Origin of the sequence: Sphingomonas sp. dw_22, from assembly GCF_018449795.1 — a bacterium.
Lineage (GTDB): Bacteria > Pseudomonadota > Alphaproteobacteria > Sphingomonadales > Sphingomonadaceae > Sphingomonas.
In genome coordinates, this window is record NZ_JAAVVE010000011.1 from 67,603 (window position 1) to 81,199 (window position 13,597).

Annotated in this window: 14 protein-coding genes; 6 read left to right on the forward strand and 8 right to left on the reverse strand. The window is 67.6% G+C overall.

The genetic code is table 11. The annotated features are described in order from the left end of the window. Positions 1-14: 14 nt before the first annotated feature. From HB724_RS07455 to HB724_RS07465, 3 genes are all read right to left on the reverse strand, one after another. On the reverse strand, positions 15-494 hold the full coding sequence (locus HB724_RS07455) for a biopolymer transporter ExbD (RefSeq protein WP_213980287.1): 480 nt from the start codon (positions 492-494) through the stop codon (positions 15-17). A 97-nt stretch (positions 495-591) separates the two neighbouring features. Beyond that, positions 592-1,365 (reverse strand): MotA/TolQ/ExbB proton channel family protein, encoded by a 774-nt coding sequence (locus HB724_RS07460; protein ID WP_213980288.1) that lies wholly within the window; start codon positions 1,363-1,365, stop codon positions 592-594. Positions 1,366-1,442: 77 nt separating this feature from the next. After that, positions 1,443-2,117, reverse strand: coding sequence for an energy transducer TonB (locus HB724_RS07465; protein ID WP_213980289.1), 675 nt, complete (start codon positions 2,115-2,117; stop codon positions 1,443-1,445). A gap of 374 nt (positions 2,118-2,491) precedes the next feature. Here HB724_RS07465 and HB724_RS07470 point away from each other — a divergent pair, with 374 nt between their 5' ends. Beyond that, positions 2,492-3,178, forward strand: coding sequence for a hypothetical protein (locus HB724_RS07470; RefSeq protein WP_256731370.1), 687 nt, complete (start codon positions 2,492-2,494; stop codon positions 3,176-3,178). Between the two features lie 91 nt (positions 3,179-3,269). Here HB724_RS07470 and HB724_RS07475 read toward each other — a convergent pair whose 3' ends face one another. Beyond that, on the reverse strand, positions 3,270-3,641 hold the full coding sequence (locus HB724_RS07475) for a dihydroneopterin aldolase (RefSeq protein WP_213980291.1): 372 nt from the start codon (positions 3,639-3,641) through the stop codon (positions 3,270-3,272). 173 nt (positions 3,642-3,814) lie between these two features. On the opposite strand from HB724_RS07475, the gene HB724_RS07480 reads away from it, so the two are divergent. Genes HB724_RS07480 through HB724_RS07495 form a run of 4 tightly spaced genes read left to right on the forward strand, consistent with a single transcriptional unit; the run spans position 3,815 to position 6,735 of the window. Further along, positions 3,815-4,336 carry a GNAT family N-acetyltransferase gene (locus HB724_RS07480; RefSeq protein WP_213980292.1) on the forward strand — a complete coding sequence of 174 codons (522 nt, stop codon included), beginning with the start codon at positions 3,815-3,817 and terminating at the stop codon, positions 4,334-4,336. 43 nt (positions 4,337-4,379) lie between these two features. Continuing rightward, entirely contained in the window at positions 4,380-4,949 is a 570-nt protein-coding gene (locus HB724_RS07485) for a DUF1285 domain-containing protein (RefSeq protein ID WP_213980293.1), read from the forward strand. Continuing rightward, positions 4,946-5,542 (forward strand): CoA pyrophosphatase, encoded by a 597-nt coding sequence (locus HB724_RS07490; protein ID WP_213980294.1) that lies wholly within the window; start codon positions 4,946-4,948, stop codon positions 5,540-5,542. Before HB724_RS07485 ends, HB724_RS07490 begins: the two co-directional genes overlap by 4 nt. Further along, positions 5,530-6,735 (forward strand): CCA tRNA nucleotidyltransferase, encoded by a 1,206-nt coding sequence (locus HB724_RS07495; RefSeq protein ID WP_213980295.1) that lies wholly within the window; start codon positions 5,530-5,532, stop codon positions 6,733-6,735. Before HB724_RS07490 ends, HB724_RS07495 begins: the two co-directional genes overlap by 13 nt. Here HB724_RS07495 and HB724_RS07500 read toward each other — a convergent pair. The 4 genes from HB724_RS07500 to HB724_RS07515 all read right to left on the reverse strand — a co-directional run bounded on the left by HB724_RS07500 (position 6,708) and on the right by HB724_RS07515 (position 12,503). After that, positions 6,708-8,285 carry a bifunctional diguanylate cyclase/phosphodiesterase gene (locus HB724_RS07500; protein ID WP_256731376.1) on the reverse strand — a complete coding sequence of 526 codons (1,578 nt, stop codon included), beginning with the start codon at positions 8,283-8,285 and terminating at the stop codon, positions 6,708-6,710. The two genes, HB724_RS07495 and HB724_RS07500, sit on opposite strands and share 28 nt — an antisense overlap. Positions 8,286-8,699: 414 nt before the next feature. After that, positions 8,700-10,940, reverse strand: a complete 2,241-nt coding sequence (gene parC, locus HB724_RS07505; protein ID WP_213980297.1) for a DNA topoisomerase IV subunit A — start codon at positions 10,938-10,940, stop codon at positions 8,700-8,702. Positions 10,941-10,998: 58 nt separating this feature from the next. Beyond that, positions 10,999-11,691 carry a PilZ domain-containing protein gene (locus HB724_RS07510; protein WP_213980298.1) on the reverse strand — a complete coding sequence of 231 codons (693 nt, stop codon included), beginning with the start codon at positions 11,689-11,691 and terminating at the stop codon, positions 10,999-11,001. A 209-nt stretch (positions 11,692-11,900) separates the two neighbouring features. Next, a complete protein-coding gene (locus HB724_RS07515; protein WP_213980299.1) occupies positions 11,901-12,503 on the reverse strand; it encodes a hypothetical protein in 603 nt (200 codons plus the stop codon). Between the two features lie 272 nt (positions 12,504-12,775). On the opposite strand from HB724_RS07515, the gene purC reads away from it, so the two are divergent. After that, entirely contained in the window at positions 12,776-13,555 is a 780-nt protein-coding gene (gene purC / locus HB724_RS07520) for a phosphoribosylaminoimidazolesuccinocarboxamide synthase (protein WP_213980300.1), read from the forward strand. Positions 13,556-13,597 lie beyond the last annotated feature (42 nt).

A 13,597-nucleotide genomic window follows, 5' to 3' on the forward strand; every position in this document is an offset into this window, starting at 1 on the left:
CGAAACGCTGATCATCACATGCGGACGGTGCTGCTGCCGGGCGGCGGCTCGGAAATGAAGCCAACCTTCACGAAACCGGCCATCTGCATGGTGTAGATCGTTCCGCCGATGCAACGGTACGGGGTGCTCACATCGCCCCGGATATGGACTTCAGGAAGCTCGAGCCCGGCAGCGTTGGGGCCGCCCTGGCGGGCGATCTCATCTTCCAGCTTCTTCACGGCGCGCTTGAGCAGTTCCTCGTGGCTGACCTCGGTCATGCCCCAATAGACCTTGCACTGGCCGCCTTCGCCCGTCACCGAAAGCGCGACGTTCTCGGGCTTGGTAGTGGTGGGCTCGAACTGCACCTTCGGCAGATCCAGCTTCACCGTCTGGATCACCACGGGAACGGCGATCAGGAAGATGATCAGGAGCACCAACATCACGTCCACCATGGGCGTGGTGTTGATGTCCGACATCGGTGTGTCGTCGCCGCTTTCGCCTACGCTCATCGCCATTGGGCGCTATCCTATCCTTCATATGCCGCTGCCGGGCGAAGCCTGGCAGCAGGAGCCGCGCACATGCCGCGCGCGGCTCCCAGTAGGTCGTTAAGTCTTACGCGCCGGTCTTCACGCCAGCCGCCGGGGTGGCGGGCTTGGCGGGCGCGGCCTTCTTGACGCCGGTCGACGGCTTCACGCGACCGTCCGAAGCCAGGTAGCCGAGCACATCGTTCGAGAAGGCGTTGAGCGCCTCGGCGATCGACTTGTTGCGGCGCTGCAGGAAGTTGTAGCCGAGCACCGCGGGAACGGCGACGACCAGACCGAGGGCGGTCATGATGAGCGCCTCACCGACCGGGCCGGCGACGGCGTCGATCGAAGCCTGACCCGCCGCACCGATCTTGATCAGCGCGCGGTAGATGCCGATGACGGTACCGAACAGACCGATGAACGGCGCGGTCGCGCCGGTCGTCGCCAGGAAGGCCAGGCCGCCACCGAGCGCCGAGTTGATCGTCGCTTCCGAGCGCGAGAGCGAGCCGTGCAGCCAGTCATGCGCCTCGACCGGATCGGTCAGTTCCTTGTACTGCTCCTGCGCCTGCAGGCCGTCGTCGACGATCTGGCGATAGGCCGAGTTCTTCTCGAGCTTCGCCGCGCCTTCGCGCAGGCTGTTGGAGCCCCAGAAGCTGGCGCGGACGCGCTTCGCCTGGTTGATGATCTTCTGCTGCTCGAAAATCTTGGTGAAGAAGATGTACAGCGAGACGAAGAGCATCAGCACCAGGATGCCGAACACGGTCTGCGAGATCAGGCCGCCTTCGCGGAGCGCGGGGATGAGGCCGTAGGGGTTGCCGCCCTTGGCTGCCGTGGACCCGGCGGCGAGAATGGTCGTGAGCATTGTCGGTTCTTTCCTCTAATAAGTAGCGCGTTTTTCCATCCTCCGGCACGCCGCCCAGCGACGTGCCGGCCACTCATTTACTTCGGCAGCTCCCAGCGGAAGCGGCTCGGCCATACGGCCGGGATCTTGTTGCCGCCGGCATCCTCGGCCGGCGTGAACCGGGCGCGACGCTTGAGCAACGAGCAAGCCGTGCTGTCCAGCAGCGGGGCGCCGCTCGACGAAGTTATGGTGCAGTCGGTCACCTTGCCGGTGGCATCGACGCTGAGCCGGAACCCGACCGTACCCTGCTGTTCCGCACGGAGCGCGGCAGACGGATAGTCGTCGTTCGTCACCCAGCCTTGCGGCGGGCTCTTGGGCTTGAGCGGCTTTGCGATGCGCGGCGGCGCAGGCGGCTGCGGCGGTGCCACAGGCGCAGGCGGAGCCGGCGGCGTGATCGGCGGCGGCGGCGGGATGTTAGGCGTCGTCACCATGGGCGGCGACGGCGTTACCGTCTGCACGATCGCCGGCGGCGTCACGACCTGGGTCGGCGGCGGCGGTACGGGCGTGTCAGGCGGCGGCGGAGGAGGCGGAACCTCCTCGGGCGGGGGCGGCGGCTCATCGACCTCGAAGGTTTTGAGCTCTTCCGCCTTCTTCTTGATATACTGGTATGCCAAACCTGTGACGAAGGCATATCCCATGCCAGCAACGATCAGTGCGACCAAAACGATCGCAACAACGCGGCTGCCACTTACATTCCGGTCAGCGTAAGCCATTCGGCAACGTCACTCCTCTAATCCTGCTTGCGACCCTGGGCGCGGGTTAACCCGCTGCACAGATCCGCCCGCCGTGCGCTCTGTGCGTCCGTTCGGCAGAGCGCGAGTCTCTATCGTGGCGTCCCGGGGGACGCAAACCCTTTGTCGGACAAACTGGCCCTACAGGCGCTGCATGGCAGAATTATTTCTGTATAAGATCAGCACAATCGGGTAACGCAAACGGCATGATGCGTATCCCTGTACTGGCCTTTTGTTGCGTCGCAGCATTGTCCACCGGTGTCCAAGCCGCGCCGCAACCCACGCAAAACAGGGCACAAGCGGCACCTGTATTGCCCAGCTATGCCACCCTTGCGGGGGACGTTGTGGGGGCTCCCTTGATCGTCGATGCACGCATTTTCAGCGTCGCTCCGATCAAGGCCGATCAGGCCGCAAACGTCACGCCGGGGCGGGCGCGGGTATATATAGAAGCCGATGTTCTCGCCCTGATTCGCGGCGCGGGCGCGCTTCCGGCGCGTATTTCCTATGTCGCCGAGATAGCGCTCGATGCGCGCGGCAAACTGCCCAAGATCAAAAAACAGCGCGTTCTGCTGTTCGCGCGCCCGGTCGCGGCACGTGCCGATCAGGTCCAGCTCACCGGGCTGGACAGCCAGATCGCCTGGTCCGCCGATCTCGATGCGCAGGTGCGCGGCATCACCAGGGACGTGCTCGCCGCCGATGCGCCGCCCGCAATCACCGGAATCGGCAACGCCTTCCACGTTCCCGGCTCGCTGCCCGGCGAGGGCGAGACCCAGGTCTTCGTCCAGACCGCGACGGGCGCGCCGGTCTCGCTCCAGATTCTCCGCCGTCCGGGCGAGCAGACGCGCTGGTCGGTATCGCTCGGCGACATCGTCGATAACGGCGCGGGGCCGCCCAAGCCCGCCACGCTGCTCTGGTATCGCCTCGCCTGCGGCCTCCCGCGCGAGCTGCCGGCAGCCAGCCTGTCCCCGGACGAGCCGGACAATGCCGCGGCGGCGCGCGAGGATTATGCGCTGGTGCTGCGCGATCTGGGGCCTTGCACTTAGTGGGGCGGCACCAGCCCGCTCCCCCACCCGGCCACCCATAATATACTGGCGTTGGGTGGCCGGGTGGGGGAGCGGGCCGGCGCCGCCTGGTTCAGCGCCGGTTGCGGACCAAGGTGATCCCGATCGATTCGCCGTTCTCGGCGATCGCCAGCTTGACGATCCGCACCTCGACACGGCGCACCCGCGAATCGGAGAGGAGCACGGTCTCGCAGATATGCTCGGCCACGCCCTCGATCAGGGTGAAGTGCACGCCCTGCGGCAGCGCGGTCGTCGCGGCATGCTTCAGGTCGATATAGCTCTTGGACGCGCTCAGCGGCGTATCCGGCGCGAATCGCTCGGGCAGATCGAGATCGGCCGTGACGGAGATGCGCAGCGGCTGCGGCAGGTGCGTCTCTTCGGAATAGATGCCGGTCAGCACGTCGACCTGAAGGTCGTGCACCTGCAACTGGAGTAGGTCGGGCAATCAAGCGCCTTTCATGCGAATTGCCGCGCGCCATAGCAGAAGGCCGCGCGGTGGAAAGCCCGGACGCCCGCAATCGGACGAACATCGCGCGATTCGCCCTTGCGCGGCCGCACATCGGCGCTAAAGCGCGCGGCCCCCAATGCCCCGTCGGGCGTTACGCGAAGGATATAGAGGTGATCGCTCTGGTGCCGCTCGGTTCCGTTAACTCCCAGGCCGTCGAGTCCCTGCTCGACCGCGCCTTCGGGGCCGACCGCCGCACGCGCACCGCCTATCGCATCCGCACCGGCACCGCGCCGATCCCCGCGCTGAGCTTCGCGGCGATCGAGGACGACGGCACGCTCCTGGGCTCGATCCAGTGCTGGCCGGTCGAGCTGGCCTGCGACGGCGGGCATGTCGTGCCGATGGTGATGGTGGGGCCGGTCGCAGTCGAGCCGGGCCGGCAGCAGGGCGGAATCGGCCGCGCGCTGATGGAGCGGATGCTCGAAGCGGCGCCCGGCTCGGGCGATGCCGGGGCGAACGCGCTGATGCTGATCGGCGATCCGGAATATTATGGCCGCTTCTTCGATTTCACCGCGGAGCGCACCACCGGCTGGCGCCTGCCCGGCCCGTTCGAGGCGCGCCGCCTGCTCGCGCGTGGGAGCGCCGTCCCGGATTGCGCCGGGGCGATCGGCCCGCGATTGCGCCGGGCGGCCTGACCCCTTCGACAAGTTCGATCGGATGGGGCTAAGGGGACATTCCATGCCGAGCCCGCCGCCCCCCGACTTCGCCGCCCTCTCGCTCGCCGAGATCGCGCGGCTGGCGGAGGAGAATCGCCTGCCGCCGGTCGAAAGCTGGAATCCCGAGCATTGCGGGCACAGCGAGATGCGGATCGCGGCGGACGGCACCTGGTTCCACCAGGGCTCGCCGATCGGCCGCGCGGCGATGGTGCGGCTCTTCTCCACGATCCTCCGCCGCGAGCCCGATGGCCGGTTCGTGCTGGTCACGCCGGTCGAGAAGCTCGACATCGATGTCGATGACGCGCCCTTCACGGCGGTAGAGCTGAAGGTCGACGGCGAAGGCCGCGACGCCCGCCTCGCCTTCCGCCTCAATACCGGCGACCTGGTGGTGGCCGGCCCCGAACATGCAATGCGATCCGAGGCGCGCGGCGACGGCCCCCGCCCCTATCTCCATGTGCGCGGCGGGCTGGAGGCGCTGATCGCGCGCAGCGTCTATTACGAGCTGGCCGAAATCGCGCTCGCCAATGGCAGCGTGCCGCCGGGCGTGTGGAGCAACGGCGCCTTCTTCGCGCTCGAGGAGACGGCATCATGACGCTGGCCGAACGGCTGCGCATCGCGCTGGAAGCGGCGCACGAGGAGGGTCCGATCCTGCTCCCCGGCGACCAGCATGATTTCGATCCCAGCATCGCCGGCAACCCCGCCGCGGTACTGATCGCCGTCACCGATCGCATCGATCCCGGCGTGATCCTCACCCAGCGCACCGATACGCTGCGCCGCCATGCCGGGCAGATCGCCTTTCCCGGCGGGCGGATCGATCCCGAGGACGACGGCCCGATCACCGCCGCGCTGCGCGAGGCCGAGGAGGAGATCGCCCTGCCCCGCTCCCGCGTGAACGTCATCGGCACCGCCGATCGCTATCGCACGGTCACCGGCTATGACGTGACGCCGGTGGTCGGCGTGGTGCCGCCGGGGCTGACCTTCATCCCCGCCGAAGCCGAGGTGGCGGACGTGTTCGAAGTGCCGCTCGGCTTCCTGCTCGATCATTCGAACCACGGCGAGGCGCATGCCATCTATCAGGGCCGCGAGCGGCGCTATTACGAGATCCATTGGGGCGATCGCCGCATCTGGGGCGCGACCGCGGCGATGATCGTCAATCTCTCGCGGCGGCTGCGATGGACGGCATGATCCTGCCCAGCGCCGAATGGCGGCACCGCGACGGGCTCGACCGGCTGAGCGAGGTGCTCGGCGCGGGCCAGGGCATGTCGCGCTTCGTCGGCGGCGCGGTGCGCGATGCGCTGCTGGCGCTGCCGGTGGCGGATATCGACATCGCCACGCGCCACGCGCCCGAGGACGTGATCGACCTGCTGCGCCGCGCCGGCATCCGCGCGGTTCCCACGGGCCTGGCACACGGCACGATCACGGCGGTATTGGAGAGCGGCCCCGTAGAGGTCACCACGCTGCGCCGCGACGTCTCCACTGACGGGCGCCGCGCCACCATCGCCTATACCGACGACTGGCGCGAGGACGCGGCGCGGCGCGATTTCACGATGAACGCGCTCTATGCCGATCCGCTGACCGGCACGCTGTTCGACTATTTCGACGGCCTGGCCGATCTGGAGGCGCGCCGCGTCCGCTTCATCGGCGATCCGCTCCAGCGCATCGCCGAGGATCATCTGCGCATCCTGCGCTTCTTCCGCTTCCTCGCCCGCTTCGGCGACGCGCCCGATCCGGCTGGGCTCGAAGCCTGCACCCTGCGCGCGAAAGACCTGATGGCCCTGTCGCGCGAGCGCATCGCCGACGAGACGCTCAAGCTGCTGATCGCGCGCCATGCCGTGCGCGTCGTCCATCTGATGATCGAGCGCGACATCTTCCTGCCGGTCCTGCCGGAAATTGGGCCGGAGAGCGTGGAACGGCTCGACCGGCTCGCCGCAGGCGAAGCCGCTGCGGGCGTGGCGCCCGACGCGATCCGCCGCCTCGCCGCGCTGCTGCCGCCCGATCCGGCGACGGTCGATTCGGTGGGAGCGCGGCTCAAGCTCTCGAACGCGCAGCGCAAGCGGCTGGTCACCGCCGTCTCGCCTGCTCCCGCCGGCACGCCGGAGGCAATCGCCTATCGCCTGGGCGCCGAGAGCGCGATCGACGTCCTGCTGCTTGGCGGACGGACCGAAGCAGCGGAAACCGTCCGCGATTGGCCCGTGCCCCGGCTTCCCCTCACCGGCGGCGCACTGGTCGAGCGGGGTCTGTCCAAGGGGCCGGAAGTCGCGCGCGCGCTCCGTGCAGTCGAGGATCGCTGGATCGCGGAAGGCTTTCCCGATGCCGCCCGCGTGGGCGCCATCGCCGACGAAATCGTCGCTCAGGCGTTGCGTTCGGCCAACAGCTGAAAGGCCAGGTCCGCCTCCAGCGGGCGGGCATAGAGGAAGCCCTGGCCATAGGTGCAGCCGAGCGCGGCCAGCGTCTGGGCGAGCTCGTTGGTCTCGATGCCCTCGGCGGTGGTCTGCATGCCCAGCGCCTGGGCGAGGCTCAGGATCGCGCGGACGATCGCGATCTTGTCGCGATCGGCAAGCATGCCGGTCACGAAGCTGCGATCGATCTTGAGCAGGTCGATCGGCAGCTTCTGGAGATAGGCGAGGTTCGAATAGCCGGTGCCGAAATCGTCCATCGCCAGCGTCGTGCCCAGCTCCTTCAGCGCCCGCATCGTCTGGGCGATGCGATCGGGATCGGTGACGATCGCGCTCTCGGTCAGCTCCAGCGTCAGGCGCGAGCCGCAGATGCCGTGCCGGTCGAGCGCGCTGCTGACCATCGCCGGGATCTGATCGCGCTGGAGCTGGATGGCGGAGAGATTGACCGCGACCTTCACGCTGCCGACCAGCCCCGCCGCCGCATCCCATTTCGCCAGCGTTCGCGCCGCCTCCTCCATCGCCCAGCGGCCGAGCGGCACGATCAGGCCGGATTCCTCGGCCACGGGAATGAAATCGTTGGGCGAAAGCTGGACGCCGTCCTCGGTCGTCCAGCGCGACAGCGCCTCGAACGCGACGATCTTGCCCGATGCCAGGTCGCAGATCGGCTGGAAGCTCAGCGTCATCTGGCCGTTCTCGATCGCGCGGCGCAGCTCGGTCTCGATGCCGAACTGCTCGCGGGCGATGTCGAAGGCGCGGGTGTGATAGACTTCGGTGCGCCCGCTCTTCTTGGCGCGCTTCACCGCGAACTGGGCGTTGCGGATCAGATCCTCGGGATCGCCGTCGTTATCGGCGCCCATCGCGATGCCGATCGCGCATTCGACGCGGATCTCGAAATCGGAAAGCCGGAACGGATTGGCGAGCGCGGCCTGGACGCGCTTGGCGACATGGAACGCGTCGTTCGGCCCGTCGTCTAGCACCAGCATCACGCCGAACTCGTCGCCGCCCATCCGCGCCAGCACGTCGCGGCCGCGCAGCGCGCCCTTGAGGCGGCGGGCGACCGAGATCAGCAACTCGTCGCCGGCCAGCCCGCCCATACAGGCATTGACCCGGCTGAACCGATCGAGGTTGATGACCAGCACCGCATAATTGGCGCGATTGTCCGGCCCGATGGCATTTTCCAGCTCGTCGCTGAAGCCGGCGCGGTTGGGCAGGCCGGTGAGGCTGTCGGTCGCCATCTCGCGGCGCAGGCTGTATTCGGTGCGCAGCTCCGAGGTCTGATCGACCAGCGTGACCAGGCAGCGCATCTGCGCGCGGCTGGCGGCGCGGCGGGCGAACATCACGCGGAAATAGCGGCAATCGACTTCGTCGCCGAACTGCCAGGCGATCTCGCTCTGCGTCTCGCTCGATTCGAGGAAGTTGCGGATGCGCGTGCCGAGCAGCCGGACCAGCGCCGAATCGGCGGCCACGATGCCCAGCCCCGCCAGGCGAAAGGCGCGGTTCAGCGCCGCGAAATGGAACTTGCCGTCGCGCATCTCGACGACCACGGCGGGCACCGGCAGCAGATCCAGCACCTCGCTCGTTTCGTTCGAGCCAGGGGCGCGTTCGTCCGGCGCCAGCGGAGCGAACTCCGGGGTCTCGGCGGGAACGAGCTTGGCCCTGCGAAATGCCATCACGCCCCGCACTAACGCGAATTGGTTAAGGCCCCCTGAAATAAGGGGAATCCCTTAGGTGGGATCGGTATTCGGCACCGGGTGCAGCCGATGCGCGCGCCTATTATCCGTCACCCCGGCCGAAGTGCCGGGGTCCACCGGGATGCTGGGAGAGAGGCTGGAGGCGCGAGGGGCTCGCATGCGGACGAGTGGACCCCGGCACTTCGGCCGGGGTGACGGGTGGAGCTTTCATGCGCGTCGTGTCCATCGCTTGCATAGCGATCCGGACAAACGCCCTCAGAAACGATTGTCGCGCGGAAATCCGGTCGGTGGCATCCGTCCCGCCGCGCCGCGCGCCGCGCGCCAGGGGGTGAGATCGGCCTCGGTACGGGTGCGGCCGGTGTCGCCGCCCATCGCCCAGCTCAGCCCGTCCGCCATCCGGAAGGTGCGCACGTCGGAGAGCCCGCCGTCACGATAGCGCTGGAGCTGCACGCCCTGCCCGCGCGCCAACTCGGCCACTTCGGAAAGCGGGAAGACCAGCATCTTGCGATTGTCGCCGATCGCGGCGACCGCGTCGTCCTCGGGCGCGATCGGCCTGACGATCCTGAGCTGCGCGCCCGTCCGCGGCGTCACCACCTGCTTGCCCTTGCGCGTCTCGGCGATCACGTCCTCGGCCTTCACCACGAAGCCGCGCCCGTCGCTTGCCGCGACCAGCAGCCTTGGCGACGCGCTCGCCGGCAGCAGCGCGACGATGCTGCGCTCGCCCTCCAGGTCGATCATCAGCCGCACCGGCTCGCCGAAGCCGCGCCCGCCCGGCAGCTTGTCCGCCGCCAACGTGTAGAACCGGCCATTGTCGGCCGCGAGCAGCAGCTTGTCGGTGGTCTGGGCGTGGAACGCCAGGAACGCGCCGTCGCCCTCCTTGAACTTCAGCGCCTCGCCGGACATGTCCTCGACATGCCCCTTCATCGCGCGGATCCAGCCGCGCTGGGAAAGGATCACGGTGATCGGCTCGCGCTCGATCATCGCCTCCAGCGGGATCTCGCGCGTCGGCCCGGCTTCCTCGATCAGCGTGCGCCGCGCGCCCAGCACCGTCTCGAAGCCATAGCGCTCCAGCAGCTTGCCGAGATCGCGCTTCATCCGCGTGCGCTGGCGGGCATCGGAGGAGAGCAGCAGCTCCAGCTCGGCCTTTTCCTTCTCCAGCCCCGCCTGCTCGCGCTTGAGCTCCATCTCCTCCAGCTTGCGCAAGCTGCGCAGCCGCATGTTGAGGATCGCCTCGGCCTGGCGGTCGGTGAGCTGGAACTCGGCCATCATCACTTGCTTGGGCTCGTCCTCGGTGCGGATGATCTCGATCACGCGATCGAGGTTGAGGAAGGCGACGATATAGCCCGCGACCAGCTCCAGCCGGTCGGCGATCTTGCTCAGCCGATGCTCGGACTTGCGGCGGAGCACGATGAACTGATGCTCGAGCCACTGGCTCAGCGCCTCGTGCAGGCTCATCACCCGCGGCGTGTGGCGGGCATCGAGCACGTTGAGGTTGAGCGGCACGCGAACTTCGAGATCGGAGAGGCGGTACATGCTCTCGATCAGCGTATCGGCATCGACGGTGCGGCTCCGCGGCTCCAGCACGATGCGAACGTCGTCGGCCGATTCGTCGCGGACATCGCCCAGGATCGGCAGCTTCTTCTCGTTGATGAGCTCGGCGATCCCCTCGATCAGCTTGCCCTTCTGCACGCCATAGGGGATCTCGGAGACGATCAGGTGCCAGCCCCCGCCCTTCTCGTTCACCTTCTCGATCTTCGCCCGCACGCGGAAGCTGCCGCGGCCGGTGGCATAGGCTTCGCGGATCGCGGCGGCGCTGTCGACGACCTTGCCGCCGGTCGGGAAATCGGGGCCGCGGACATAATCGAGGACGTCCACCTGCGGATTGTCGATCAGCGCGACCGCGGCGCCGATCAGCTCGGCGGCATTGTGCGGCGGGATCGAGGTCGCCATGCCCACCGCGATGCCGGCCGCACCGTTCGCGAGCAGATTGGGGAACAGCCCCGGGAACAGCTCCGGCTCCTCGTCTTCCCCGTTATAGGTGGCGCGGAAATCGACGGCATTCTCGTCGAGCCCGTCCATCAGGTCGATCGCGACCTGGGTCAGCCGCGCCTCGGTGTAGCGATAGGCGGCGGCGTTATCGCCGTCGATATTGCCGAAATTGCCCTGCCCGTCGACCAGCGGATACCGGAGGGCGAAGGTCTGGGCGAGGCGGACCATCGCGTCATAGACCGACTGGTCGCCATGCGGATGATATTTGCCGATCACGTCGCCGACGACGCGGGCGCATTTCTTGTAGCCCGAGGCAGGGTCCAGCCGCAGCAGCCGCATCGCCCAGAGCAGGCGGCGATGGACGGGCTTCAGTCCGTCGCGGACGTCGGGCAGCGAGCGCGCCGTGATCGTCGACATCGCATAGACGAGGTAGCGTTCGGAAAGCGCGCTGTCGAAGGGGACGTCGGTGGGACCGGTAGGGTCGATCGTGTCGGTGTCGAGGGTCATGCTGCTTCCCGGATAGCAGGCGCCCGAGCCGGACGCCAGCGAACGACGGGGGGCGGGCTTACAGGAAGTTGGGCTTGCGCAGCAGGCGGGTGCGCAGTTCCTGCATCTTCACCGCCTCGGTCGCGGCGACGCGATCGGAGGCGCCCAGGATCGCGCCGAGATGCTCCAATATCTGGCTCGCGCGATCGAGGTTCTGGAGCGCCCGCGCATGGCGCTGGAGCATGATCGGGTCTTCGGCCACTTCCTCGCCGAGATCCTCCAGGAGCCGCCGCACATGGACGACCTCCTCGGCGATGCGCGCGTCGAGATCGGCCAGGGACAGGCCCTTGCCCGAAGGCGCCGGCGCCTCGGCGGGAAGCGCGGCGCCGCTGCGGACCGCGCCCTGGATCGCATCGACTCGCGACTGGCCCTGCTGCCCGTTGAACGACGGCGATCGCGCGCCCGCCACCCATTCCTCGACCGAGATCCCGGCATCATCGAACCGGACGCCGCAGCGCCCCTGCACCCGCCAGACGACGGTCGCCCCCATCTGGATGTCGGAACGCCGCAGGATGAGCTTGATGCCCGGGTCCGGAAGCGCCGGCCCCTCCAGCATCGCGCCGCTGCCCGAGATGTTGCGCAGCCGGACCGACGCCCGCAGCGCCCCGGCCTCGATCGTCGCCCCCAGCAGCAGGTTCTTGCGCGGCAGGCGCGGCTGCTGCCCGGCACCGGTCTCCGCCGAATCGGCGCCCTGCCGGGGAAAGCTGCTCACCGGATACGCCATGCGGAATCGACCGCGCGCACGATCCCCGCCGCCGGACGGCGCGGCATCGCAATCGGAAGAAGAACGTTGGCGACCACTAGACCATTGTATCGTGAGGAGGTTTTCGACTCCTCTCATCACGATAAAAAAATTTTGCAGGAAGCGATAGATAGCAGCACGCTGCGCCGTCCCGGCACCGGCCCGCTCGCGGATGGACCTCAGGTGGGGGTTTCCCAGCGGTCCCGGCCGACCGACAGGCCCATGCTGTTCAGCCGCAGCCGGACGGTGCGCACCATCGGCGTCGGGGCGACCGTGTAGCTGACGCGCGTGGCCAGGAACGTCGTCACGCATCCGTTGACGCCCACTCCGCCCTGCGCGTCGGCGACGGTAGGAACCTCGTGGATCAGAACCCAGCCCTTGTCCTTGGCATAGGCCCTGAGTGCCATGACGAAGTCTTCCTTCTTGGCCGTATTGGGGCGCGGCGTATGCACGCACTGATATTCGCCGCCGCCGACATCGTAGACGCTGTACAGGCAACCCGAATAGCCGCCGCCGACGACGATCCGGTGCGTCCTGGTCAACAGGCCGGTGCAGGAGGAATCGTCGTCGAAGAACAGATAACGCCCGTTGCCGTCCGTCGGCGCGTCGTCCATCGCGAGCCTGTTTGCCGGAGCATCGCCGACCGACACCGTGATCGGCCTGCTGCTGCTCTTGACGCGATAGGCGCCCGAGAAGATCTTCTCTTCGCTCGATCCGCGCGCGCCCCACACGCCCATTCCCCCGACGCCCTGCATCCGATTGTGGTAAAGATCGCTGATCATCGTCCTGACACTCGGCATCGGTTGAGTCCCCCCGCTCCAGATCCGTGGCGCACGATAGCGTCCGGATGGAGAACATCACAAAATTGAAGGTTTTGAAATCCCCGTCCTGCCCGAACCGGGCATTTAGCCGGATGCGCCGCCGCCCAAGGGAACGAAGCGTGATTGCACGCCCCGCCCCCTTTCGATATAGGCCCGAGCCTTCAAGAAGCCCCGGCATCCTCGCGGACCTCCGCGCCGCCGGGGCAACGCTATTTCCAGGGGTATCGTTTGCCATGGCACGCCGCCGCCAAATCTACGAAGGCAAGGCCAAGATCCTGTACGAGGGTCCGGAACCCGGCACGTTGATCCAGTATTTCAAGGACGACGCGACCGCTTTCAACGCGCAGAAAAAGGGCACGATCAGCGGCAAGGGCGTGCTGAACAACCGCATCAGCGAGCATGTCTTCACGCTGCTGGCGGGGATCGGCATCCCGACTCACTTCATCCGCCGCCTCAACATGCGCGAGCAGCTCATCCGCCAGGTCGAGATCGTCCCGATCGAGGTGGTGGTGCGCAACGTCGCTGCCGGCTCGCTGTCGAAGCGGCTGGGGATCGAGGAAGGCACGCCGCTGCCCCGCACGATCATCGAATATTATTTCAAGGACGATGCGCTCGGCGATCCGATGGTCACCGACGAGCATATCCTGGCGTTCGGCTGGGCGACGCAGGAAGAGCTGCACGACATGGCCGACATGGCCATCCGCGTGAACGACTTCCTCTCCGGCCTGTTCGCCGGGATCGGCATCCGGCTGGTCGACTTCAAGCTGGAGTTCGGCCGGATCTGGGACAACGACTATGCCCGCATCATCCTGGCCGACGAGATCAGCCCGGACGGCTGCCGCCTGTGGGACATGGTGACCAACGAGAAGCTCGACAAGGATCGCTTCCGCCGCGATCTGGGCGGCGAGGTCGAAGCCTATCAGGAAGTCGCGCGCCGGCTGGGCCTGTTCCCCGAAGGCGACGATTCGGCCGTGCTCGACCTGGAGACGCACCGCAAGCGCCGGGGGAAGTAATTCCTCCGGCGGCCCGGCCCGCTATTTCTGATTGCGGGACTC

Excerpts from the sequence above, each read along its gene's own strand:
- HB724_RS07455 (WP_213980287.1), bottom strand. The coding sequence starts at position 494 with ATGGCGATGAGCGTAGGCGAAAGCGGCGACGACACACCGATGTCGGAC.
- parC (WP_213980297.1), bottom strand. The coding sequence starts at position 10,940 with ATGACCCTCGACACCGACACGATCGACCCTACCGGTCCCACCGACGTC.
- HB724_RS07460 (WP_213980288.1), bottom strand. The coding sequence starts at position 1,365 with ATGCTCACGACCATTCTCGCCGCCGGGTCCACGGCAGCCAAGGGCGGC.
- purC (WP_213980300.1), top strand. The coding sequence starts at position 12,776 with ATGGCACGCCGCCGCCAAATCTACGAAGGCAAGGCCAAGATCCTGTAC.
- HB724_RS07495 (WP_213980295.1), top strand. The coding sequence starts at position 5,530 with ATGGACGGCATGATCCTGCCCAGCGCCGAATGGCGGCACCGCGACGGG.
- HB724_RS07465 (WP_213980289.1), bottom strand. The coding sequence starts at position 2,117 with ATGGCTTACGCTGACCGGAATGTAAGTGGCAGCCGCGTTGTTGCGATC.
- HB724_RS07500 (WP_256731376.1), bottom strand. The coding sequence starts at position 8,285 with ATGCGCGACGGCAAGTTCCATTTCGCGGCGCTGAACCGCGCCTTTCGC.
- HB724_RS07490 (WP_213980294.1), top strand. The coding sequence starts at position 4,946 with ATGACGCTGGCCGAACGGCTGCGCATCGCGCTGGAAGCGGCGCACGAG.
- HB724_RS07515 (WP_213980299.1), bottom strand. The coding sequence starts at position 12,503 with ATGATCAGCGATCTTTACCACAATCGGATGCAGGGCGTCGGGGGAATG.
- HB724_RS07485 (WP_213980293.1), top strand. The coding sequence starts at position 4,380 with ATGCCGAGCCCGCCGCCCCCCGACTTCGCCGCCCTCTCGCTCGCCGAG.